Source organism: Nitriliruptor alkaliphilus DSM 45188 (assembly GCF_000969705.1).
In the GTDB taxonomy this organism is placed as follows: domain Bacteria; phylum Actinomycetota; class Nitriliruptoria; order Nitriliruptorales; family Nitriliruptoraceae; genus Nitriliruptor; species Nitriliruptor alkaliphilus.
In genome coordinates, this window is record NZ_KQ033901.1 from 4356111 (window position 1) to 4380352 (window position 24242).

The 24242-nt window shown below is 72.8% G+C and carries 16 protein-coding genes; 13 read left to right on the plus strand and 3 right to left on the minus strand.

What is annotated here, in order from left to right; all coding sequences use genetic code 11:
• Positions 1–37: 37 nt before the first annotated feature.
• The 9 genes from NITAL_RS20105 to NITAL_RS20145 all read left to right on the plus strand — a co-directional run bounded on the left by NITAL_RS20105 (position 38) and on the right by NITAL_RS20145 (position 9840).
• Positions 38–2032, plus strand: coding sequence for an AfsR/SARP family transcriptional regulator (locus NITAL_RS20105; RefSeq protein WP_052668040.1), 1995 nt, complete (start codon positions 38–40; stop codon positions 2030–2032).
• 28 nt (positions 2033–2060) lie between these two features.
• Positions 2061–2909, plus strand: coding sequence for a M50 family metallopeptidase (locus tag NITAL_RS20110; RefSeq protein WP_052668042.1), 849 nt, complete (start codon positions 2061–2063; stop codon positions 2907–2909).
• Between the two features lie 137 nt (positions 2910–3046).
• Entirely contained in the window at positions 3047–4144 is a 1098-nt protein-coding gene (locus NITAL_RS20115) for a lytic transglycosylase domain-containing protein (RefSeq protein WP_052668043.1), read from the plus strand.
• A complete protein-coding gene (locus NITAL_RS20120; protein ID WP_052668046.1) occupies positions 4141–4797 on the plus strand; it encodes a hypothetical protein in 657 nt (218 codons plus the stop codon). Before NITAL_RS20115 ends, NITAL_RS20120 begins: the two co-directional genes overlap by 4 nt.
• A 25-nt stretch (positions 4798–4822) precedes the next feature.
• Complete coding sequence (locus NITAL_RS20125; RefSeq protein WP_052668048.1) at positions 4823–5335, plus strand: hypothetical protein; 513 nt, start codon at positions 4823–4825, stop codon at positions 5333–5335.
• Positions 5332–5619 carry a hypothetical protein gene (locus tag NITAL_RS20130; RefSeq protein ID WP_211262542.1) on the plus strand — a complete coding sequence of 96 codons (288 nt, stop codon included), beginning with the start codon at positions 5332–5334 and terminating at the stop codon, positions 5617–5619. Before NITAL_RS20125 ends, NITAL_RS20130 begins: the two co-directional genes overlap by 4 nt.
• Positions 5616–6857, plus strand: coding sequence for a collagen-like domain-containing protein (locus tag NITAL_RS20135; protein WP_052668050.1), 1242 nt, complete (start codon positions 5616–5618; stop codon positions 6855–6857). Before NITAL_RS20130 ends, NITAL_RS20135 begins: the two co-directional genes overlap by 4 nt.
• A complete protein-coding gene (locus tag NITAL_RS20140; protein WP_052668051.1) occupies positions 6854–8347 on the plus strand; it encodes an SCO6880 family protein in 1494 nt (497 codons plus the stop codon). Before NITAL_RS20135 ends, NITAL_RS20140 begins: the two co-directional genes overlap by 4 nt.
• Entirely contained in the window at positions 8344–9840 is a 1497-nt protein-coding gene (locus NITAL_RS20145) for a hypothetical protein (protein ID WP_211262543.1), read from the plus strand. The genes NITAL_RS20140 and NITAL_RS20145 overlap by 4 nt, the downstream gene beginning before the upstream one ends.
• On the opposite strand, the gene NITAL_RS20150 is transcribed toward NITAL_RS20145, so the two are convergent.
• The 3 genes from NITAL_RS20150 to NITAL_RS20160 all read right to left on the minus strand — a co-directional run bounded on the left by NITAL_RS20150 (position 9830) and on the right by NITAL_RS20160 (position 18080).
• Positions 9830–10927, minus strand: coding sequence for a hypothetical protein (locus NITAL_RS20150; RefSeq protein WP_157041985.1), 1098 nt, complete (start codon positions 10925–10927; stop codon positions 9830–9832). The two genes, NITAL_RS20145 and NITAL_RS20150, sit on opposite strands and share 11 nt — an antisense overlap.
• A gap of 38 nt (positions 10928–10965) precedes the next feature.
• Positions 10966–16677 (minus strand): delta-60 repeat domain-containing protein, encoded by a 5712-nt coding sequence (locus NITAL_RS20155; protein ID WP_052668054.1) that lies wholly within the window; start codon positions 16675–16677, stop codon positions 10966–10968.
• Positions 16678–16781: 104 nt separating this feature from the next.
• A complete protein-coding gene (locus NITAL_RS20160) occupies positions 16782–18080 on the minus strand; it encodes a COG1470 family protein (RefSeq protein ID WP_052668056.1) in 1299 nt (432 codons plus the stop codon).
• A gap of 149 nt (positions 18081–18229) precedes the next feature.
• Here NITAL_RS20160 and NITAL_RS20165 point away from each other — a divergent pair, with 149 nt between their 5' ends.
• The 4 genes from NITAL_RS20165 to NITAL_RS20180 all read left to right on the plus strand — a co-directional run bounded on the left by NITAL_RS20165 (position 18230) and on the right by NITAL_RS20180 (position 24180).
• On the plus strand, positions 18230–18862 hold the full coding sequence (locus tag NITAL_RS20165) for a response regulator transcription factor (RefSeq protein WP_211262544.1): 633 nt from the start codon (positions 18230–18232) through the stop codon (positions 18860–18862).
• A 117-nt stretch (positions 18863–18979) separates the two neighbouring features.
• Entirely contained in the window at positions 18980–19690 is a 711-nt protein-coding gene (locus tag NITAL_RS20170; protein ID WP_052668060.1) for a Pvc16 family protein, read from the plus strand.
• A 253-nt stretch (positions 19691–19943) separates the two neighbouring features.
• Positions 19944–22844, plus strand: coding sequence for an AfsR/SARP family transcriptional regulator (locus NITAL_RS20175; RefSeq protein ID WP_052668062.1), 2901 nt, complete (start codon positions 19944–19946; stop codon positions 22842–22844).
• Complete coding sequence (locus tag NITAL_RS20180; protein WP_052668064.1) at positions 22837–24180, plus strand: hypothetical protein; 1344 nt, start codon at positions 22837–22839, stop codon at positions 24178–24180. Before NITAL_RS20175 ends, NITAL_RS20180 begins: the two co-directional genes overlap by 8 nt.
• Positions 24181–24242 lie beyond the last annotated feature (62 nt).

The window sequence follows — 24242 nt, forward strand, 5'->3', positions numbered from 1 at the left end:
CGCTAAGGCGGTCGCGGGCGCCGGCGTAGGAGCTGGTGTGGACGGCCGCCTCGAGGTCAGGCTGCTCGGCCCGCTCGAAGTGTGCCGCGACGGCGTCCCGCTCGACGTGCCTCGTGGTCGTTCGCGGGCACTTCTGGCGCTCCTCGCGCTCGCGGTCGGCCGGACCGTGCCGGTCGAACGGCTGGTCGACGAGCTGTGGGGGTCGTCGCCACCGGCGACCGTGGTCACGGCGCTGCACGGGCTGGTGTCCGGGCTGAGGAAGCGGCTCGAGCCCGACCCGGGTGTGGCGACGGCGCCCCGGGTCCTGGTCACTCGGCCCGGTGGGTACCTGCTCGACGTGCCAGCCGACCACGTCGATGCCCACCGGTTCCGGACGATGGTCCACCGGGCTGCCGCCGTGTCGGGCGAGGAGCGGGCCGCACTGCTCCGGGATGCGCTCACACAGTGGCGTGGCGGGGCGCTGACCGGTGTCGAGCTCGCCGGAGCGGCGATCAGCGAGGCCGCAGCCCTGGAGGAGGTGCGGCTGAGCGCCTACGAGGCGTGCCTCGATGCCGAGCTCGCGCTCGGTCGTCACCACGAGGTCAGCGGCGAGATCGACACCTTGGTGACCGAGCACCCCTACCGCGAGCGGCTGGCGTCGCAGCTGATGCTGGCGCACTACCGATCCGGGAGGCAGGCCGACGCGCTCGAGGTGTGGCGTCGAACACGGCGCACGCTGGTGGAGCACCTCGGGGTCGAGCCCGGACCGGAACTGCGCAAACTCCACCTCGCGATCCTCGCGCACGATCCGGCGCTCGACCTCGAGGGAGCACACCCGGCAGCGACCCCTTCTGACGAGCGTGACCGCACCCTGGCAGCCCGCGCTGGTGAGTTGCTGGCGGATGCCGGCACACAGGTCTACGACCGCCACTACGACGCGGGGATGGCCGAGCAGCTGTTCTCTCAGGCCGAGCGGCTGCTCGCACCCGGTCATCCCCAGCACGACCTCGTCGACGACCGCCTGGCCGAGATCGACCTGATGCTCGGCCGCCACGACGGTGCCGACGACCGGTTGCAGCGCTCGCTCGCGGATGCACGGCGCACAGGCGATCACCGGCGAACGTCGCACCTGCACCTCGAACGGGCACGCATCCGGCTCATCACCGGGCCGGATCCGATCCCGATGGACGACCTCGGGTCGATCGCAGCCAGGGCACTGGTACAGGCTCGGACCGACGGCGATGACGCGCTGGAGTCTCAGGCCTGCTACCTGCTCGGGCTGATCGAGCTGCGCCGGGCCCAGCCTCGCCGCATGGAGGCCGTGGCCCGCGACGGTCTCATCGCGGCCGAGCGCAGTGGGAACCTGCGGGAACGGCTCGCCGCACGGTGGTGGCTCGCCCTCGCGCTCGTCGAGGGCCCGACCCCGACCGATGAGGCCCTCGCTGAGTGCCTGGAACTGGCCGAACTGGACGGCGAGCACCACCCGGGCGTGCTCGCCGAGATGGCACGTCTCCACGTCCGGCGCGGCGAACCTGCCGCAGCCATGGGCTCCATCGCGCGCGCGCAACGGTTCCTCGAGCGACGACCCGAGATGCGCCGACCGATCATGTTCGTCGCGCAACGGGCTGGCGAGGTGGAGCTGGCCGCCGGTGACAGCGCACGCGCCGAGGTCCACCTCCGGGAGGCGCTCACCCTGGCGGACGGGTTCGCGGAGGCCGACCAGCAGGCGCAGCTCGCGGCCGGACTCGCCGAGATCCTCAGCCAACGGGGGCAGGTGGATCAGGCGATGAAGCTCGCGCACAGCAGCCGTCGCCGCGCTCCCCACGAGAGCATCCCCGCCCAGGTGCGGTGGCGTAGCTCGCTGGCAGCCGTCCTTTCGGCCTCACAGGACCACGCGGCCGCCTGGTCCCTGCTCGACGAGGCGACCGCGTTCGTCCCCCGAGACGCGACGCTGCTCACCGCGGATCTCCGCCGACGGCGCGTCGACCTCGCGGCGAACCACGAAGCGGCCGCGGCGGCTCCGGCGCGCCCCCCGGCGAGCTCCGCTCACTGAGACGCCGCTCGCGGTACGTCGAACGGCGGTGCCAGCCAACATCGCCAGCGACACTGCCGGCATGTGGATCCTGGTGCGCGTGCTGGCGCTGCTCGTCCTGGTCGCGGCCGGCCTGCTGGTGGCCGGTCGGGGTGAGCTGTTGCTGGACGTCGTCGACGCCCTACTGGCTGCGGTCGGTGTGGACGAGGCCACACCACGGAGCGAGATCGTCCTGGCGTGGCCGGTGGTGGCCGGCGGCGTCGGGGTCGGTGTGGCGGTGGCGTCGGTCCGCCCTGGCTACCGCCTGGTCGGTCAGGTCGTGACGTTGCTGCACGAGTTCGGGCACACCGTGGTCGCCGCGGCCCTGGGGGCACGGCCGAGCGGGATCGTGCTGCGCCACGACGCGTCCGGCCACGCGACGGCCAGGTGGGTGGGCAGACCGACGCCGGCGCGCCGGTTGGCGTTGGCCGCGGTCGCCTTCGCCGGGGTGCCAGCCACGGCGGCGACCGCTGCCGTCGGGGCCCAACTGCTCCTGCTCGTCGATCCGGAGGCGGTCCTGTGGAGCTTCGCGGCCGTCGGGCTGACGGTCGCGGTGCTGGCACGCAGCCCGTGGTCGCTGCTGATCGCGGTCGGCCTGGCGGGTCTGGCGTGGGGGGCGCTGCACGACGCGGTCGCACCGTGGACCGTCGTCGTCGTCGTGGCGATGCTGGTCGCGCTCGCGGTGACGGCGACCCGTCGCGACCTCCGGGCGCTCCGGACGCCGATCCAGGGAGGTGACGATGCCCGCGTCGTCGGCCGCCAGCTGCGGCTCCCGGCCCGTGTCGTCCAACTCGTACAGATCGCGTTCGCCGGGGTGTTGAGCACCTGGACCGTCTGGCTGCTGGCGACCGCCGCCTGAACCTGGACGTACCGAGACGACCCGAGCTCCACCGCCGCCCCCGCCAAGCCGCTGCGAAGTCCCTGTGAACCCCCGCATGCGACCGTCGATCGGGTGAGGCCGGCCCGGCCCGGCCGGCGGAGGGGAGGGCCGACCCGGTGGGCCGGCGGATCGTCGCGGCCGCCACGGCGCTCGTCGTGGCACTGCTCATCGTGCTCGTGCCCGCGATGGATGCCGAGGATCGATGGGTCGGACCACCGGTGTTGCTCGGACTGCTGCCACCCCTGGCGGTCCAGCTGCTCCCCGAGACGGAGCGGCTCCTCGCCGAGTGCCCCGAGATGCCGATCGGCTGGCTGTACGCCGTGGTGACGGTCGAGTCCTCGTGGGACCCGCGTGCCTTCTCCTCCGCGGGCGCAGCGGGGCTGGTCCAGATGATGCCTGGCTCGTGGGGTGAGGCTGGGGGTGCCGGCGTCGCGTGGTCCCGTGCGGCTCTTCCGTCGGCGGCCCACCCGGTCTGGGATCCCGACGCGCACCTAGCGACGGCCATCCCGTGGATGTGCGACCGCCTGCGGACGATCACCGCGCACATCGCCGAGACCGGCAAGCCCATCGACCCCCTGGATGCGGCGGCCGTGTGCCACGTGGCCGGATGCCGGCGGGTGCTCGCCTCGGAGACCGGACTCCCCCGCCCCGGGGACGCCGGCTGCGGCCACGAGTGCGCCCGCACCGTGGCCACGTACGTCGCGCGCGTCCGGGCGGTGATGGGCCGGATCAGCAGTCCCGACGGCAGCGTGCGCTTGGCCGGTCTGACCGATGTGGCCGGTGCCCCAGCGCGCGCCCCGGGGTCCGGCGGCTGCGACCTACCCGATCCGACGGGCACCGGGGGCTGCGTCACGGCGACGGCCGCGCACCTCGTCGCCCAGATCGACGCGCTCTGGGAGTGGCCGTGGCCCGTCTCCTGCTGGGGAACGCGCCCGAACCCGGCGTCCGACCACCCGTTCGGTCGCGCCTGTGACCTCACGGTGGGCGCGATCGGGCGGGCACCGACCGACGGCGAGCGGGAAGCGGGCTGGGCGATGGCGACCTGGCTCACGGCCCACGCGGATGCCCTGGCGATCCGGTACCTCGTCTGGGACGGCCACATCTGGCACGAACGGCACCGAACCTGGCGGCCGTACCGCGGTGCAGGCATCTACGACCCCACAGACGTGACCGGCGGCCACTTCGACCACCTCCACGTGAGCGTGAGGTCATGAGCGGCCCGTCGGTCCCGCTGGCCATCCTCACGGCGATCGGGGTCTCGGCCGGAGGGCTCGTCGCGTGGATCGCGGTCGCACCGGCAGCTCCGGAGCACGTCGAGGCGGTCGTCGACGAGGACCACGACGACGCGAGGGTGTCGACCGTGACCGGGCCAGAACGACACCACGATCACGATCATGGTCCGCACGACCTTCACGGAGACGAGGACGCGACGACGGGACGCGGCCACGACGTCTGGCTCGACGAACCACCGCTCGGACCGCTCCCGCGACGTCCGAGCGCGATCATCGCGACCTCCGAGGCCGCGGTCGTCGGCTACCTCGAGGCCGCCTACCGGATCACGGCCGACGACGCCGACATCCGCCACCGTCGCCACCACGGGTGGCTCCACCCGGACGCACCCGGACGGACCGGCGGCATCTGGACCGACGATCCCCCTCCGGATGGCGTCCAGCGCACGGTCGAGTTCGTGACGCTCGAACTGCACGGCGCTTCCGACACCGGAGCGGCGTGGCGGGTGGTCTTCCGACTGTGGGACGGAGACGACCTGCACGCCGAACGGACGCGCTACGTCACCAGCCGCCTCGGACCCGACGACGGTTGGCTCGTCCTCACCGAGACCGTCGACCTCGACCCGGTCGCCCACTGACGGGACGACCACCGAAGGAGGTGCCATGGACACCCGCAACCCCACCGTCGTCGCGAGCCCACCGGCATCCGACCACGGCGACGCCACCCGACCCGTCTGGGTCGCTGGCGTCCGCGGCGGCGTCGGCACCTCGACGATCGCCCACGCGCTCGGAGCGCAGGACGCCGGCGTGATGGCCGGCCCTCCTCCACCCGACCGGCGGGTGGTGCTGGTGAGCGGACCGTCCGTCGTCGACTCCGCCCTGCTCCTGCTGTCGCTGGATGCGTGCACCCGATCCATCTCGTTCCGGCCCGTCGTCGCCGTCGTGTCCGACGGGCACGGCCGGTGGCCGGCCGCGACCCGAGCCCGAACCCGGATGGTTCGTGACCACGCGGAGGTGATCGCGGTGCCCTGGGTCGCGCGGTGGCGGTGGCACGGACCCGACGAGCGTGGCACATCCCGCTTCCTGGCCGCGCTCACGGCCATCGCCGTGGCCGTGGAGCCCTCCGACCTCGATCCGACGACCGCTCGGCGGTCGCGAACCGGAGACCACCGATGAACCAGATCCTGACGCGGCTGCTGATGGCGGCCGAGATCCCCGACGGCGATCCTGCCCTGCCGGACGGTGTCGCCGAGTTCTTCTCCCAGGTGATCGGCTGGACCAAGGGCGCCGTCCTCGCGCTCGGCGTGCTCGGCGTCATCGCTTGCGGGGGGATGATGATCGTCGGGCGGCGCAACCGATCGTCGACCGCGGTCGACGGCGCGGCGGGCATCCCGTGGGTGCTGGGCGGGCTGTTCCTCGCCTCGACCGCGGCGACCATCGTCGGAGCGGTGGTCGGGTGACCCCGAACCCGCTCCCCCTCGCCGCTGCGGCCGCGGAGGCTGTGGAGGACTGCCCGCTGTTCGACATCGCCTGCCGGACCGCCGGTGAGGTGGGTGCCGAGGCGGGGGTGCCCGGCGGTGACCGCATCCGGGAGATGTTCCAGAGCATGGCCGCGGGCGTGCTCGAGTGGGCGGCCACGTGGTGGATCGAGGTCCCCGGCCTGTCGACGGCGGATGGCTTCGCGAGCCAGCTCCGCTGGCACGTCCTGACCCTGTCGATGTTCCTGCTGGTGCTCGGGATGGTGATCCAGGCTGGTCGGATGATCTGGATGCGTCGTGCCGCGCCCCTGGTCGACGCGCTCGCCGGCCTGTCGACCTACGTCCTCGCGGTCGGGCTGGCCGTCCCGGTGACCGCTGGGGGGATGCTGGCCGGCGATGCGTTCTCGGCGTGGGTGCTCGACGACGCCGTCGATCAGCAGGTCGCCGCCGAGGTGGTGCTGCTGCTGGCCCAGACACGCGAGGTCGGTGTCGTCGTCCTGCTCGGGCTGCTGGCGGCGCTGGCCGGCGTGGCGCTCGCGGCCGTGATGATGCTGCGCGAGGTCGCGGTCCTCCTACTCGCGGCCACGGTCCCGCTGGCAGCCGCCGGCCGGCTGATCCCCGGCCTGGCGAACTGGCTGCCGTCGGTCGTCCGCCTCGTGATCGCGCTGGCGCTGTGGAAGCCCGCCGCGGCCCTCATCTACGCCTCCGGCGCGCGACTCATGGTCGAGGAGGAGCCGCGTTCCCTGCTCGTCGGCGTGGTGACGCTCGCGCTCACCGTCGCTGCGCTCCCCGCGCTGATCCGGTGGCTCACACCGGTGGCCGCCGGCGCGGTCGGTTCGCTCACCGGGACGGGCACGCCACCGTCTGCCCGTGGTGTCGGTCTGATCGCGAGGGGCCCGACGGTGCAGCAGCAGGCGGCACGCATCGAACGTGACTTCGGCTCACCGGCGGGCCGTCGGATCCCACCGGCCGGCGTCACCGTGGCACGGGCCGGCGGGCCTGGTCCGACACGGACCGAAGGCGCCCGCGGCATCGCCGGCCACTACCGACGTGACGGCACGGACCCGCCGCCGGACTGGGGCGGCGACGAGGTTCCGGCTGGCGTCGGGGCCGAACGAGGCGACCGAGCAGATCCCGACCGCGACGGTGAGGCGCCGCCGTTGTGGGGCCCGAACACCGGTGACGAGCAGGCCCACCGCTGGAGCGAGGGGACGAGATGAACACGACGACGGAGCCGAGGACCTACGGCGGATGGCGGCTCGCACGGGGCATGGGCTTCTGGGGCCTCGGTCTGGCCGGGACGCTCCTGCTGATGGGAGCGATGGTCGCACTGATGCTGGTGATGGCCTGGTCCTGGCAGGTGGCGGTCTCGGCCGCGCTCCCGATCGCGGTGCTCACCGGCCTGACCGTGGGTCGCGTCGACGGGGTCCCGATCAGCGAGCTGCTGCTCCGTCGCCTGCGCTGGTGGCGGGCCCGTCACGCCGGATGGCACGTCTACCGTGCGGGCGTCCTGGTCGACCACCCTCGCGCCCTCGACCTGCCCGGGCCTCTGGCGGCCCGCGAGCTGCTGGAGATCGAGGACGGCCGCGGCGGCACGTTCGGACTCGTCCGCGACCGCCGTACGGGACATCTGACGGCGGTCCTGCGGGTGGCGGCAGCGACGCCGGCACTGGTCGAACGCGACCGAGCGGACGAGTGGGTGGCCGGGTGGCACCAGTGGCTCGCCTCCCTCGGGTTCACCGACACGATCGTGTGGGTGGCCGTCACCGTCACGACCCGGCCGGCGTCCGGGACGACGCTGGAGGACCGGGTGCTCAGCCGGCTCGACCCCGACGCACCGGCATCGGCGCGACGGTGGCTCGCCGACCTCGTCGCCGCGTCGCCGCGTGCCTGTGCGGACGTCACGACGACCGTGTCGATCACGATCGATCCGGCCCGCATGGCCGAGCCCACGTCGGACCTGCTCGAGCAGACCGCCGACCTGTCCCGGCTGCTGTACGGCGCGGAGACGGGTCTGGCGGCCTGCGGGGTCGGCTTCCTCGGTCGTGCATCGGCGGCGTGGATCGCCGGCCACCTCCGCTCCGCCTACGACCCGCGGGCAGCCGGTGAGGTCGAGCGCGCCCTCGCCGCCGACGACCCCGACGGCCTGCTGACGTGGGCGGACGCTGGACCGATCGCCGCCGAGGAGGCCTGGGACCACTACCGACACGACACCGGCACGTCGGTCACGTACGCGTGGCGTGAAGCGCCGCGGCAGCGGGTCACCTCCGACGTCCTCGGCTACCTGCTGGCTCCGGGCCGGTGGCCCAAGCGGGTCAGCCTGCTGCTGCGACCACTCCCTGCGAGCCAGGCCACCCGGGTGCTCGAGGACCAGGTCCAGGCGGCGTCGTTCCGGACACGGTGGCGCCAGCAGACCGGGCGGGACACGACCGCACGCGAGGAGCAGGACGCCGACCAGGCCACCCAGGCGGCCCGCGAGGAGGCGGCCGGCGCCGGCGTGGTGCTCGCGAGCGCCTACGCCACCGTGACGGTCACCGACGACGCCGAACTCGCGGCGGCGACCGCGGACCTGACCGCGCGAGCGGATCACTCGCGACTGCGGGTCCGTCCGCTGTCGGGCGGGCAGGCGGCGGGCTTCTGCACGACGCTCGGCATCGGTGTGCATCCCGCGGATCTCGCCGCCCGCACGTGGGAACAGGGCGGCCGATGAGGCGGCCGGGACGGGACGTCGCACCGGCGTGGGGGTGGCGCGGGTACGGGGCGGGGCGCGTCGCTCACGTCGACCGGGCCGCCGAGTACCAGGCGACGACGGTCCAGGCGGCCGGCCTCTACCCGTTCTCCGCCGGGAGCGGCGCCCCGACGGTCGGGATCCCGATCGGCCGCCACCTGCTCTGGGGCGAGACGGTCTGCCTCGACCCGATGGAGTGGTTGACCGCCGGCCTGACGGTCAACCCGGGCGTGTTCGTTCTCGGACAGCCGGGGGTCGGCAAATCGACCATGGCCAAGCGGTTGAGCCGGGGGCTCGCTGCGATGGGGGTCCGCATCGCTGTGCTCGGGGACACGAAGCCGGACTACACGCCCCTCGTCGAGTCGCTCGGCGGACAGGTGATCCGGGTCGGCCGTGGACTCGACCGCATCAACCCACTGGACGCAGGACCGCTCGGCGACGCCGCCCGCCGGCTCGGGGGCGCAGAGGGGGAGCGTCTGCGGGTCGAGATGCGCGGTCGCCGGTTGTCGTCGTTGCTCGCGCTGCTGACGTTGGTCCGCCGAACCGCTCCGATCGCCCCCGGCGAGGAGGTCATCCTCGGCGCGGCGATCGACCTGCTCGGCGAGCGCCTCCCAGCGGGGCACGACCCGACCGTGCCCGACGTGCTGCAGGTGATCCGTGACGGCCCAGACCAACTGCACGCCGCCGCCGAGACCGACGCCGTCGATGGCTACCGGAACGAGACGCGAGCACTGCGCCAGACCCTCGGCCTGCTGTTGAAGGGACCGCTGGCCGGCGTGTTCGACGGCCCGACCACGCGCCCGATCGACCTCGACGCGCCGGCCGTGTCGGTCGACCTCTCGGCGCTCGCCGCAGCCGGCGACACGCTGGTCGCGGCGGCGATGTTGGCGACCTGGTCGTACGGCTACGCCTCGGTGGACGGCCGCGCCGCGCTGGCCGAGGCCGGACTGGCGCCGCGACGACGGACGTTCGTGATCCTCGACGAGCTGTGGCGGGCCCTGCGCGGAGCGCCCGGACTGGTCGAGCACGCGGACGCGCTCACGCGGCTGAACCGCGCCCGCGGGATGGGACACATGATGTTGTCCCACTCGCTGGCCGACCTCGACGCTCTCCCCACCGAGGAGGATCGCAGCAAGGCGCGCGGCTTCATCGACCGGTGCGCGGTGACGATCCTGGGGGGCCTGCCGCCTCGTGAGCTGGCCGCGGTCGACGAGCTGGTACCGCTGTCCGGACCGGAGCGTGAGCTGGTCGGGTCGTGGTCGTCGTCCGGGTCGTGGGAGCCGACGGCCCAGCACCCCGGTCGTGGGCGGTACCTGATCAAGACCGGCGGCCGCACCGGCATCCCGGTCGTGATGGAGCTGATCGACGACGAACACGAGCTGTACGACACCGACGCCGCGATGCGCCTGACGTCACCGGGGCCGCCCCGGCGGGCGTCCACGACGCCCCCTCAGGAGACGGGGTTCAGAACCTGAGGACGATGTTGATGCTGCCACGGACCTCCGGCAGGCTGACGGGATCCCCCGCCGTCGGCACCTCACGCTCCCCACCCTGCACGCCGAGCTCGAGCGTCAGCTGCGGTCCGGACGACGGCGCGACGGCCGCGACCTTCTGGATGTCCTTGAACGCAGCCCCGACGCGTCCCAGCAGCTCCTCGATGGCGGCCTGATCCGGTTCCTCCCCGGCGTGGAGCAGGGACACGATGCCTCGCGCCGCCTCCTCCGCCTCACGGACGCTCCGGCCGATCGCTTCGGCTGTGGGGACGGCGGCGATGGGTTCACGGCCGGCCAGCGGCAGGCTCACCGCCAGCTCCCAGGCACCCTTCTTGTCGATCTTCCCCTTCGCCTTCCCCTTCGAGCCGCCGACGAAGGGGAACGCGAGGTCGACCGCGACGGACTTGTGGGTGAGCTCCACGCCCGCCGTGGCGCCGCCTCCGAGGGCGACCGAGCCACGGGCCGTGCCGCTGATCCCCACCGACAGCCCGGTCCGGTCGGTCCCCACCTGGATCTTCGCCGACGTGACGTTGGAGATGATGGCACCGATCTCGGCGACCACACCGGCGTGCGTGACGGTCCGACGCGTCGCGGGCGGTGCCAGGCCACCGAGGTGCTGGCGCGCCACCCGTTCGAGGAAGACGGGCGGGACCTCGCGGGCGCCCTCCACCTCCTCACGGATACGCACCACGAGCTCCGGCATCGACAGCGCGCCCTGGCGACCCTGCTCGAGGATCCATCCCCGCTGGCCGTCCAGCCACCGTGTCACGAGCGGGCGTAGCCGACGCTGCCTTGCCTCCTCTTCGGCCACGAGGTCGGCGACCTGCTGCGGCGTCAACCTCGGCAGCAGCGTCCCCGGTGCGTCTGCGACCTGTGGTCGCATCGACAGCAGGCCAGGTGCACCCTGTCCCTCACGCTGGACCTGGAGGAGTGAGGCGACGGCCTGGTTCCCCGCGCTGCGCTGCAGCTCGCCGAGCCGATGCTGGCCGGTGTCCTCGGTCGGCTCGCTCCGCGGAGCGGGATGCGTGCCCCGCGCTGGGGGACCTGTCCGGCGGGATCTCTCTGCCATCGACACTGACCTCCCGGGAGGACGTCGCGCGGTCTCGCCTAGCGCCGGCCGGCGAAGTTGCCGGGCTGGATGCTGCCGGGAACGACGAGGAACGGCGTCTCGGCGACGATGTCCTCGGCCTCGCTGATCCGGGCCTGCAGCTCGCGGACCCCGGTGACATCACGCCGGAACACCAGCACAGGGGCACGGATCGCCCCGGAACCGTCAGCGAGCGCGGTCGTCACGCCGAGGCCGCGGTCCCAGGTGAGCCGTACGGGCGTGCTCGCTGGGAACCCGTCTCCGGTCGCGACGACAACGTCACCAGGGCGCGCGAGGGGCCGGTCGAGGAACAGCTGCGGTGTGACCGTGAACGTCGCTGACCCGGCCAGCTCGGTCGCGGTGCCGCACCGCTGGCAGCCGGTCACGGACCGGTCGCCTCCTGGCGTCGCCTCGGGGACCGTGAACGTCGACGTGAAGCCAGAGGCGGTCACGGCAGCGGCCGGGACGGTGCCGACCGGGACCTCGTCGAGCCGGAGCTGGACCGCGACGCCAGGGTCGAAGCCGGAGCCGGTCGCCTCGACCTCCGTCCCGATCTGTCCCTCCTCGGGATCGACGGTCAGCGTCGCCGAGGGTTCCGGGTCGGTCTCCCCCTCTTCCTCGTCGTCGGCCGGGACCGTGGTGGCACCGCGCAGCCCGACACCCGCGAGCTGACCGCCCCCCTGCGTGCCCACGTACTCGACGACCAGGGCGGCGGACTGCGGCCCGGCCACCTGAGGTGCGAACCTCGTCCGGACCCGGCACCGCTCGCCGAGGCGCAGCGTGGCGTCGGTGCACGTGTCCGCGGTCGTCCCGAAGTCGACCGGGTTGCTCGGTTCGACCCGGACCTCGGAGACGCGGACCGTGCCCGCCGTGACGGTGCAGGTGGCGGACCGTACGACGGTCTCACCGACCAGCGGCGCACCGAAGTCGATCGCCGCCGGCGTGCACTCCAGCACCCCGACACCGGGCAGGTACCGGGCGACCACCACGCGGGTCCCGCGGGCGTCGGTGACGTGGCCAGCCACCACGATCTTGCCGTCCGGTGCGATCGTGACCGCCGCGCCCGCCGCGTCTCCTCCGACGTCGGTGGTGACGGCCTGCCCGCCGGCGAACGTCGCGTCCGGCACCCCCGTGGCGGTCAGCCTGGCCACGGCGAGGTCGCCGTCGCGCTGGCCGGCGATGACGAGGTTGCCGACGGCGTCGAGCACCACGCCGAGCGCTCGCGACTCGTCGATTGTCTGGCCGAACGGGAACCCGAAGCCGGGCCCGGGCGGCGCATCGGGGATGGACGCGGGGTCACCGAGCGGCTCCCCGAAGCCGGCATCCAGCGTCCCCGTCGCCAGGTACCGAGCGACGAAGGCGAAGGGGCCCTCCCAGCCGGGACCGTTGCCGACGACCACGACCTCGTTGCCGTCGGTGGTGACGTCACGGCCCTCGTAGCCCTGGGGCCCGAGGACCGTCCCGCCGGTCCCGAACGTCGGGTCCAGCGAGCCGTCGTCGCGCAGCCGTGCCACGAGCAGCCCCCGCGAGGCTTCCTCAACCTCGGCCCAACCCGTCACCACCAGCCGGCGGTCCGCATCGATCGCGATGCCGTGACCGCTCGAGTCCGCTCCGCCCGGACCAGGGACGGGGACCACCCCGTCGGTGCCGAAGCCGGGATCGGGGCTCCCGTCGGGCAGCAGGCGGACGACGGCCAGCAGAGGCCCGGAGCTGACGACACCCGGGATGTTGAGGCCGAACTCGCCGACGGCCACGATGCGTCCCTGGTCGTCGACAGCGACGTCACGCAGGACGCTGCTGCTGTAGGGCGCGAGGCCGAGGAGGAACGGCACCCCGGCACCGAACGAGGGGTCGGGCCCCCCGTTCGGTAGCAGCCGGTGGAGGACCATGGTCGTGCCCGCCGCGGTCGAGCCGGCGATCAGCAACCGGCCCTCCGCGTCCTCGGCCAGACCCTCGACGGCGATGTCCAGCACCCGTGCCTGTTCGACAGCACCGATGTCGCAGCCCGAGCCGAAGGGCCGTGGCTCCCCACGCTGATCGGTGTCCACGTCGGCGTCGCAGGCGTCGAGCGGGATGGCGTCGACCAGGGGGCTCCACAGCTCCGGTCGCATCGTCAGGGTCGGACCGCCGTTCGGCTCGAGGTCCCGCAGCACCGGGTCACCGCTCCCTGGTGGCAGGTCGCCCTCGCCGACGAACTCGCACGTGCCATCGGTGTCGTAGCTGTAGCTGCTGACCGTCGCGGTGTCCGAGCAGTTCTCACCGTCCTGTGGGTGGGCGACGAGCGATCCGAAGCTCTCGATCACCCCGTCGTCGACGAACAGCTGGTGGAGTCCGACGTTGCCTGCGACCGTGACGTGGACGAGCTCGATCGCGAACGCCCAGATGGCACCGCCGTCCGCCGTGTCCCCGTCGGCCTCCGCGGTGTTGAGCGCGAACGTCGAGTTGATCGCCGTGACGGTGCCGATCGCGTGGATCGCGCCGCCGCCGTCCTCGGCGAGGTTGTTCGCGAAGGTGGAACCGATGACGGTCACGTCGCCGTCGGCCTCGATGGCCCCACCGATCCCGGGCACGGCCAGGTTGTCGAGGAAGCTCGAGTCGGTCACGAACACGTCGTCGTAGGCACGGATCGCCCCAGCCCCGAAGAACGATCCGTCGTCGGTGCCGATCGTGTTCCCCTGGAACGTCGCCCCCTCGACCTCGATCACGTCGGAGGCCCACACCGCTCCGCCGTAGAAGGCAGCGTGGTTGCCCAGGAACTCCGAGTCCGTGATCGCCACCTCGAAGGCCGCGATCGAACCCCCGTGGGCGGTGTGGTTCCCGGCGAAGGTCGACCCGTCGACGACGACGCGGCCTTCCACGCGGATCGCGCCCCCGTCGCCATCGTCGCCCGGGCTGCCGTTGCCCACGAAGCTCGAGGACGTCACGGTGACCGTAGCCTGGGTGCCCCCGAACGCCTGGGCGTAGATCGCTCCACCGTTGAAGGTGACCTCGTTGCCCTCGAACAACGAGCCGTCGACCTCCACGTCCCCCCTCGCGAAGACCGCTCCACCGGCGTGCGGCTGCCCGTTGTCCCGGAACGTCGAGCCGACGACGCGGACGGGACCGTCGGACAGGATCGCGCCACCCACGGGGAACGCTGCCCCGGTGGCCACGTTCCCCACGAACTGGCCACCCCCGTCGACGACCACGCTGACTGCGGCACGGATCGCCCCACCGTTGCGGGCCTGGTTGCCGGTCAGGAACGAGGCACCGAGGACCGACACGCTGCCCGAGGCCGAGATCGCTCCACCGTCGCCAGCGGCCGTGTTGTCCGCGAGGGTGGAGCGCTCGATGGTCACCGTCACGGGATCGGGGGCGCTCGCGAGGATGGCGCCTCCGGCGTCCTCGTCTGCCTCGTTGCCGGTGAAGGCCGAGTCGACGACGAGGACGTCGCCCTGCGCCAGGATGGCGCCACCGCACGCCGCGCGGTTCGCATCGAAGCCAGAGGTCTCGCTGACACGGACCGTTCCCCTCGCGACGATCGCGCCACCGCAGCCTCCACCGCCGCTGTTCTCGATGAACGTGGACCCGATCACATCCACACCGGCACCGTCGGAGTGGATGGCACCTCCCGCGGTGGCTTCGTTCCCGACGAAGGTCGACGAGATCGCGATGACGTGGCCCGTGCTGGCGATGGCGCCGCCCTGATCGCCAGTGGAGCCGCCCTGGAAGGTGAGGTCCTCGAGGTGCAGGGACGGCAGGGCGACATCATCGGTGACCAGCAGGATGCGGTCGCTCCCGGCACCGTCGATGGTGGAACCGCTGCCCTGCAGGGTGAGGTCCTGGTCGCCGGTGTAGACCACCTGTCCGCCCGTGAGCGTGATGTCGAACGCGTCGGTGAACGTGACGGTCACGGGCTCGGTTTGCGCGCTCGCCTGCTCGATGGCCTCACGGAACGACCCTGGCCCGGCGTCGTCGTCGTTCTCGACGAGGAGCTCGACCGACGCGATCCCCAGCTCCGCCTCGGCAGCCAGGAGCTGGAGGCCGCCGGGCGAGATCGAGGTGCCCGCCGTTGCAGCGGGTGCGACGAGCGCGATGTCACCGAACGGTGGCGCCACGGGTACATCGCCCGGGTAGCGGGTGATCTCGACACCCGGCCGTCCGGTCGGCGAGAAGGTCGGATCGAGTGGCCCCGCCTCCTCGTGGCGCAGGACGAACCCGGTCGCGCCGGCCGGGCCGAAGCTGCCGATCCGGCCCACCGCGACGATGCGGCCGTCGGGTCGGACCACGACCCCGCGTCCCTGGTCCTCGTTGCCGCCGTGGTGGACCACGAAGCCGTCGTTCTCCGGCCCGAACGCCCCGTCGAACCCGCCACCGGCTGCCAGCCGCGACAGCAGCAGCAGGCGGTGATCGTCGAGCCCTGGGACCTCGGGACCCGCCACGCCGGCGATCCGCATCGATCCGTCACCGAGCCGCACGAGCGCGGCCGCGCCGACCGTCGTCGGCGGCGGGCCCGGGTGCGACACGGCCGTGGCCACACCGGCATCGGGACCGAGGAGGAGGTCGAGACGCGCCACCCCCAACGCCGCCGGCGCCGTCGCGGACGCCCGGACCTGTCCGACCACGACGAAGCGACGGAGGAGTTCGCCCCCACCCCCGGTGACGAACGTCACATCGAGATCGCGGAGCGTGGTGGACGATCCGATCGGCCAGATCGCCTGCTGGGAGGCCTGGAAGGCGCCGGTCGTGGCGTTCCAGGTGTGGACGCGCCAGGATGGTCGCGCCGGCCCGTCATCGATCGGGGTGAACCGGGACTCGACGGCGACGGCGACGGTTCCGCCGTCGACCACGATCGGGAGCTCGCCGTCGTCCGGCGTCTGGCTCACGACCGCGACCCCCTCGATGCCGAAACCGGCATCCGGCTCGAGTGCCGGAGCGAACCGGACGACACCGACGTCATGCGCGAACCCGCCACCGTTGATCGTCGAGGTCCGCGTCGCGATGCTCACGAGGACGCTGTTCCCGGAGGCGACCAAGGCACTCGGCCGCACCGTGTTGGCGAACAGCGCCTTGCCGCCCACGGCGAGCGTGGCCCCGGCCGCCGACAGACGCGCCACGACCACCGCCGGTCGGGAGCTGACCGAACACCCGAGGACGCCGTCTGGCGCCGTGCCCGTCTCGCTCGTCCCCGGCCCGGTCACGACGACCGAGCCGTCGGTTCGCACGCCGAGGTCGGCGAACCCCGTGAAGCTGAACCGGTCCTGGGTGAACGGGCCGTCCGGGCATGCCGGCGCCGCCTGTCCGTCGCTGGCGACGACCGGTAGTCCGAAGCCGAAGTCGCGCGTGCCGTCAGCGCTGAACCTGGCGACCCGCACGCCCTCGTTGAGACCGGACGGGGTGTAGCCGCCGACGTAGTAGCTGCCGTCCGACGCGACAGCCAGCCGTTCCGCAGCGAACGGTAGGTTCAGACGACGGACGCCGGTGGCCCCGAGGTCGTCCCCGAAGCTCCCGTCGCGGGTGCCGTCCGGGTGCAGCCGCCAGACCTCGTCGCCGTCCGCGGTCAGGACGAGGATCCGGTCGCCACCGCCGACGACCTGACGCTCGGCGTCCGCGGCCTCCACGACGCTCGAGATGTCCGTCAACGCGATGCCGTCGCCGTCGAAGGTCGGGTCGAGGGCCCCGGCCGGGAGCAGGTCGGCCGAGGTGGCCGTGATCGGGCCGAGCGCCCCCGGCGGCGCCAGCGTGGCGACCACGGCCGCGACGACGACCCCCGTCAGCCAGCGATGCCCGAGCCTCGGTGGTCGTCCTGCCGGACCGGTCCGGCGCGGCCTCGCGGTGGGAGCGCCCACGACGCCCCCTAGTCGCTGGACCCGGTCGCGACCGCTTCCTCCGCTGGCGGTGCCGTGGTCACGAGCGTCCCGGAGACGTAGGCGCCGACCTCACAGGCGGTCGAGTCCGCGCCGCAGGCCACCTGGAGGACCAGGGCATCACCCTCGTTGAACACCACCGGCGAGACGAAGTGGTAGTCGAGGTCGCGGAAGTTCTCCAGCGCCACGACGAGCAGCCGCTGCTCCCCGCGCAGGATCCGCAGCTCACCGGCGTTGCCCCGCGGGTTCTGCAGGACGATGTCGGACATCTGGAACGTCTCGCCCTCGCCGACGCCGAACGAGTCGTTGCGGGTCGCCCCCGGAGCAGCGGTGACCGACAGGCGCAGGTCCCGCGCCGTCGCGACCTCGCGCGGCGTCAACTCGATCGGTTCCTGGCCCTGCGCCTCGAGCAGATCGTTGACACCGACCGTGAGGTCGTCGACCTGGTTCTGCTGGTCGGCCAGTCCCGCCGCGACCGCCGCATCGACGGCGTCCTCGACGGCCTCGTCGACCGCGTCCTGGACCGAGTCCCGCGCGGCCGACTCGATGGTCGGTCGGAACACGGTGAACCACAACAGCACCAGGAGCGCGACCAGTGCGAGCAGCCCGAGCAGCGCCCACATCAGCCACTTCGGCAGGACGGCACGCTGGACGAGCGTTCCTTCCACGTTGACGGGACCGATCCCGTCGTCGCTGAGCAGCTGGACGTGGAACGGCAACGTCTTGTTCGGCCCACGCCAGAAGCGCTCGCGCGGCCGGACCTGCAGCTTGGTGAACCGTGCCTGTCCAGGCTCGATGACGAGTCCCGGATCCTCGACCTCGAACTCGAGCAGTTCGTCGTCGTCGAACACCAGGACGTCGGTGTTCAGCCGCTCGTTGCCGCGGTTGTCGACCGCCAGCTCGTGGTAGGCCTTCCGGCGGCCCTGCGATGTCCGGGGCAGCAGTTCGGCGGTGAGCTCACCGAACGGCGTGACACGCGCCACACCCTCCTCGACGACCGCTCCGGACGGGTCCTCCTTCGAGTTGACCTTGATCCCGAACGGCACATCACCCGCCGGCGTCGACGCTGCGCGAGGCGGTCGGAGCGTGACCTGAGCCACCTCCTCCGCACCGGGCAACAGCCGCAGGACCGGCGGCATGACGATGGTCCACCCCGCGGCGTCGCCCACCACCTCGAAGGTGAACTCGTCGACGATCGCGCCGGCGTTCCTCACCCGGAGCGTGGCCGTGGCCTCGCCTCCGGGCTCGACGCTCAACGCGACTGGCTCCAACGCAGCGATCGCACCCATGCCGGTCACCGTAGGCATGGACGCCGTGTCGGCCCACGGCGCACGGGCAGCGGTCGGGGCACCGTCCGTTGCCCGCGAAGCCACCGCGAAGTTCCCGTGAAGCCACCCGTGCCACGATGCGCCGACAGCCGGGGCTCGGGAGGACCACCGTGACGACATCCACCACCACGACGTGCCGCGTCGCCCTGTACGCCGACGATCCGATCTCCCGGGCGGGGATCAGCGCGGCGCTCGAACGACGTGGTGAACTCACGGTCGTGGACGAGGGGGCACCGGGGGACGTGGCCGTCCTCCTGGCCCAGGAGATCGACGAACGGACCCAGCAGCAGGCCCGACAGCTGCATCGCGGCGGCTCGTGCAGCGTGGTCGTCGTGGTCGCCCACATCGACGACCAGGGCCTGCTCGCCGCGGTCGAGGCCGGCGTCTGCGGGGTGCTCCGTCGCAGCGAGGCGACACCGGATCGGCTGAGCGCCGCCATCCGGGACGCGCGGGCCGGCAACGGGAGCATGCCCAGCGATCTGCTGGGTCGGCTCATGAGGCAGGTCACCCACCTGCAGGACCGCGTGCTCGGGCCGAACGGCATGCACCTGAACGGCCTGTCCGATCGAGAGGTCGAGGTGCTGCGCCTCGTCGCGGACGGGTTCGCGACCGGCGAGATCGCCGCTCAGTTGGCCTACTCGGAGCGGACGATCAAGAACATCATCCAGGACATCACGAGCCGGCTGCACCTGCGCAACCGGTCCCACGCGGTCGCCTACGCGCTCCGCCAGGGGATCATCTGACCGCTGCGGCAGCCTCCGGTCCCGTCCCAGGCTGCCCCTTCGGGTACCGGCGGCTGCACGCAGTTCGTCCCTGACAGCGGTGACGCCACCGCGTCCGCGCCGCACGATCGAGACCGCATGATCCACGACCTCGACGCCAGCATCCGGGCGCTGATCCGCCGTGACGCCGTCAACGGTGGTGACGTCGAGGTCGCGTTCGACGCTCCCACCCGCGAGTGGGCGGCCAAGCGCAGCCAGCCGACCGTCGACGTCTACCTGTTCGACATCCGCGAGGACGTCGTCCGCCGACGCGTGCAACGCGAACCGCTCCGGGACGACGAGGGGGTCGTCATCGGGCGACGCCGGCCACCGCGCCGCTACCGGCTGTCGTACCTCGTCACCGCCTGGACCCAGCGGCCGGAGGACGAGCACCGCCTGCTGTCGTCCGTCCTCCACACCTTCCTCCCGCACGAGGAGCTTCCCGAGGACGTCCTCGAGGGCAGCCTCGCGACCGCTGGCCAGCCCATCTTCCTCACCATCGGCCTCCCGCCTCCGCCCGAACGCTCGATCGGCGAGATCTGGAGCGCGATGGGCGGCGAGTTGAAGCCCTCCCTCGAACTGGTGATCAGCGCACCGTTCGTGCTGGCCGAGACCCGGCACGCGGGACCACCCGTCGAGGAGCAGCCGCGTTTCACGTTCGACGGCGCGGGGACGTCGGAGACGCGGTCGGGACGCCCCCGCGTCGTGCCGGGTGGCGGCGAGGACCAGGGGCCCGAGATCGAGGAGACCATCGTCGCCGGCAAGGACGACAAGGGGCGCGTGCTCACGATCCGCACGTTCGACCGGTGAGGCGGTGGCCGGTGGGCCCCGGCGTTCCAGCCGCCCGCGTGCACGAGACGCATCGCGACGACAACGCGGCGCGCGGGCGGACGTCGACGGCCGCAGATCCTTGACAGCCACGCTCGGTCCAACAACCATCGCACGAGGTGACTCTCCGTGGGCCTCTGCCTACGGTGGGTTAGACCCACCACTCAGGGAGTGTGATCCGCTCGGGGGAGAGGGCTGGATCGTGGCTGCATCGATGGGGCCGGGACGTCCGCTCGTGGCTGCCAAGTTCCGCGTGCCGACGCACGGCTCGCTGTGCCGGCATCGGGTCCTCGACCTCCTGCAACCGGCGGGGGGTGAGCGGTTCGTCCTGCTGACCGCACCGGCCGGCGCCGGCAAGACGACCGCCCTCGCCCAGTTCGCATCGCTGAGCGACCGCAGGGCAGCTTGGTACCGGGCGGAGCGCAGCGAAGGGCAGGAAGCGGTGCTCCTGCGGCACCTCGAACATGCGCTCACCGGGGTCGTGTCCGGGCTCGCCGGTGGCTGGCACGACCTCGAGACGTCGGTGGCGGACCTCACGGACGTGCCCGATCCCCAGGCCACACTGCTCGTGATCGACGACCTGCACGAGCTGCGCGGCTCCCCCGCGGAACAGGCACTGGAGCGCCTGATCTCCTACCTGCCCGACTGGATCACGCTGTTGGCCGCAGCGCGTCGCGTCCCGACGTTCAACCTCGCCCACCTCCGGGTGTCCGGCCAGGTCCTCGAGATCCCGCCGGACGTGCTGCGGTGGCGCCACTGGGAGGTCGAACGCCTGTTCCGCGACCTCTACCGCGAGCCACTCCGGCCGGAGGACGCCGCACGGCTCACCCAGCGAACCGAGGGTTGGGCGGCCGGACTGCAACTGTTCCACCTGGCGAGTCACGCGCTCCCAGCCGGTGACCGCAGCCGGTTGATCGACGATCTCCACACGCGGCCGGGTCTGGTCCGCGACTACCTCACCCGCAACGTGATCGCGCGACTGCCGGCCGAGCTGCGGCGGTTCCTCCTCGACACCTGCGTCCTCGGGCGGCTGGACCCCGAACGGTGTGACCGGCTGCGGGGACGGGACGACAGCGCGGACTTCCTCCACGAACTTGCGACCCGCCAGCTGTTCACGATCCCCTGCGAGGACGGTCACGGCTACCGCTACCACGAGGTGCTCCGCGCCTACCTCGAGACAACCCTGCTCGAGGAGCAGGGAACGGCCGGCGTCCGCCGCCGCTACATCGAGGCCGGCCGGCTGCTCGAGGAGCGCCAGGCGTTGACCGACGCGGTCCACGCCTACGCTCGCGCCGAGGAGTGGAACCAGGTCGAGCGGCTGCTCGGCAGCAACGGCCAGGAGGTCGCCGCAGCACGCGCCAGCTCCGGCTTCCGCCAGCTGCCGGAGACCTTGCTCGCGTCCGATCCCTGGCTGCAGCTGGCCCGCGCCCGCACCCTGTGGCGCGATGGCCAACTGGATGCCGCCATCGGCGCGTACACCACCGCCGAGGAGGCCTTCGGCGGGGCACCGGGCGCGCTGCTGTGCCGCGACGAGCGTGCGGAGCTCCGCTGCTGGGTGGACCCGCACGTGCCGCCGACCTCCAGCGTGGCCGGCCTGCTGCGGTCGGCGACCCGCGAGGCGCCGCTGCGCATCGTCCCCCAGGCGACCGCGGACGGACGGCCGGTCGCCATCCTGGCCGGTGCGGTCGCCGCGCTGCTCGGCGGCCAGCTGGAGGAGACCGCCAGGTTGGCCCTCCTCGCGCGCGACCACCCGCTCAGCGACCGGGCGACCGCCAGCGCGGGCCAGGTCCTCGCGCACGTCGCCGAGCTCGCGGGCGGCGGCTCCGTCGACCGGACGCTCCTGCACGTGAACGCCGACATCCTGGAGCAGTTCGGCTGGACCTGGGGCGCCCGACTGGTGCGCATCGTCGCCGAACTGGACAGCGAGGCCGGGCGTGAGGAGATGCAGGCGTTGTGCGCTTCCGGGGCGCTCTACGGCGACCACTGGGGTCCGGCGCTCGCCGCGCTGGTCGGCGGGGTGGCGTCGGTGCTCCAGGGTCGCGACGACGGTCGCGGCTGGCTCGACGAGGCTGTGGAGGCGTTCCAGACCCTCCGCGCACCGACGCTCGAGGGATGGGCCCGCTCGTGGGGGGCCCTGGCCGCGGCCGGCCTCGGCGCTCCTGATGCGCGATCGCGTGCCCAGCACGCCCGAACGCTGGCACGCCGGGTCGGGATCCCGGTGGCGGAGACGATCGCCGACCTGGCGTACGCCCGTGCCAGCGGGGAGGATCCGACCTCGTCACACACCGCGGCCGCCGACCTGAGGGTGCACCTTCCCGCGCCGCAGACGCCTTCCGTCGTCGCCACCGAACCACCCGCACCTGCCGCCGAGGTGACGTGCTTCGGGGGTCTCCGGATCATGGTCGGGGGTGTGGCCGTGGACGTCGAGGCGATGAAGCCGCAGCTGCGCCTCCTCCTCGGGCGGCTGGCATGCCCGCCGAACGTGCGGGTCGCGCGGGAACAACTGATCGAGGAACTGTGGCCGGAGACGGCCGCCGATCGGGCGCTGCCCAAGCTGCAGGTGGTCATCTCGACGCTGCGGCGGTTCCTGGAGCCGGAGGCGGCACGCGGTGAGTGGTCGCTGCTGCGACGGACCGGCGAGGCGTACGTCCTGGCGCTCCCGACGGGCGGGGTCAGCGATGTCGCCACCTTCGATCAGGCGACGGCCGACGCCGAACGCGCGCTCCGGGAGCACGAGACCGAAGGCGCGAGAGCCGCCCTGCAGCTCGCCTTCGACAGCTACCGCGGGGTCCTGCTCCCCGAACTCGGCCACGGCGAGTGGGTGACGACGGCACGCGAGCGGTACCGATCGCAGTTCGCACAGGTCGCACAGCGGTTGCTCGAACGTCACCTCGCCGACGGTGAACCGGACGCCGCCGTCTCGGTCGCCGAATCGGGTCTGCGGGTCGACCGGTACCGCAGCCGGTTGTGGGAGGGGTTGGAGGCGGCACACACCGCCCTGGGCGACCGGGCGGCCGCAGCCCGGGTGCGAGCCGAGCACACCGAGGTACTGCACGAGCTCGGCTTGGACGTCGCCACGCCGAGCGATCGGTCGACCCAGCCAGCGGGCCGGCACGAGGTCGCCTCGGGTGCCTGATCGACGTCGAACGCCCGTCATCGTCGCCGTGCTGGTCGCTGCCGCCGCGACGTTGACCGCGTCCCCCTCGCCGGCCCAGTCTCCCGCGCCGTCCGCGCAGCTGACCCCCGCCCAGGGTGGCGCCGGTCAGCAGGTCGAGGTGAGCGGCAGCAGCTTCGGTGGGCCCACGTGCGGTGCGGTCACGGTCGCGTTCGACGACGGCAGCGGGCCCACGCCCGCGTCGACCGGCGCCGCCACGTGGGGCCAGGGCGGGTCCTTCGTCGCCACCGTCACCGTCCCCGAGGTCCCGGTCGGCGACTACCGCGTCGTCGTCGAGCAGCCGGCGTGCGAGATCCGCGCCGCCACCTTCTTCACCGTGCTCGCGTTCCGGGTCGTGCCCGACCGTGGGCCGGCCGGTTCCACGGCCACCGCGACGGGCGACGGCTGGGGGCACCACGAGGAGTGCGGCCGCATCCACGTGCGGTTCGACGGCACCGAGGTCGCGACGGTCCTGCCCGGTGCGGGTTCGGACGAGTCGTTCATCGTCAGCTGGTCGGTGAGCTTCACCGTGCCGAGCCGCTCACCCGGCACCTACGACGTCGAGGCCATCCAACTCGACGAGGACGGAGCGGAGAGCCCGTGCTCGGTCCGCGGCGACACCCGCCTGACCGACAGGTTCACGATCCCACGCCCAGGGAGAGATCCCGATCCTGATCCCGATCCTGATCCCGATCCCGATCCCGATCCAGACCCCGATCCCGACCCGGACGTCACGCTCGCACTCGACCCCGAACGAGGACCCGTCACGACCGAGGTCGACGTTGAGGGGTCCGGCTTCGCCGACGGGCTCGCGGTCACGCTGCTGCTCGACGGGGAACCACTCGACGGGGAACCACTCGACGGCGCCGCTGTACCGGCGGGTTCCTTCGCGACACGCGTCACGATCCCGGAGGGAGTCGCCGGGGGTGAGCGACCGGTGACCGCGTGCCAACGCTGCGGCACGCCGACCGAGGTCATCGCGACCGCGACGTTCACCGTGACGCCGCGCGTGTTCGTCGAGCCGCCACTCGCCCGACCCGGCAGCGTCGTCCAGGCCCACGGCGACGGGTTCCCTCCCGCCGCCACCGTGTCGCTCACCTGGTTCCCCGGCATCGGCATCACCACCGCCTCCTCCGAGATCGACGGCACCTTCGCGACGCCGGTCCTGGTGTTCCACCGGGACGTACTCGGGGACCGCGTGCTGCATGCGGCGGCGGAGGCCGCTCCCCCGGCGGAAGAGGACGACGAACCCCCGGAGGCCGCGCTCCTCGTCGTCCCGGGTTCCCAGGGGCCGCCCAACTTCACCGCCCGACGCTGACTGCCCGTTCGGGCACCGGGCAGTGCACCGCCCTCGACCCGTTCCCCCGCTGCGGGTGGACG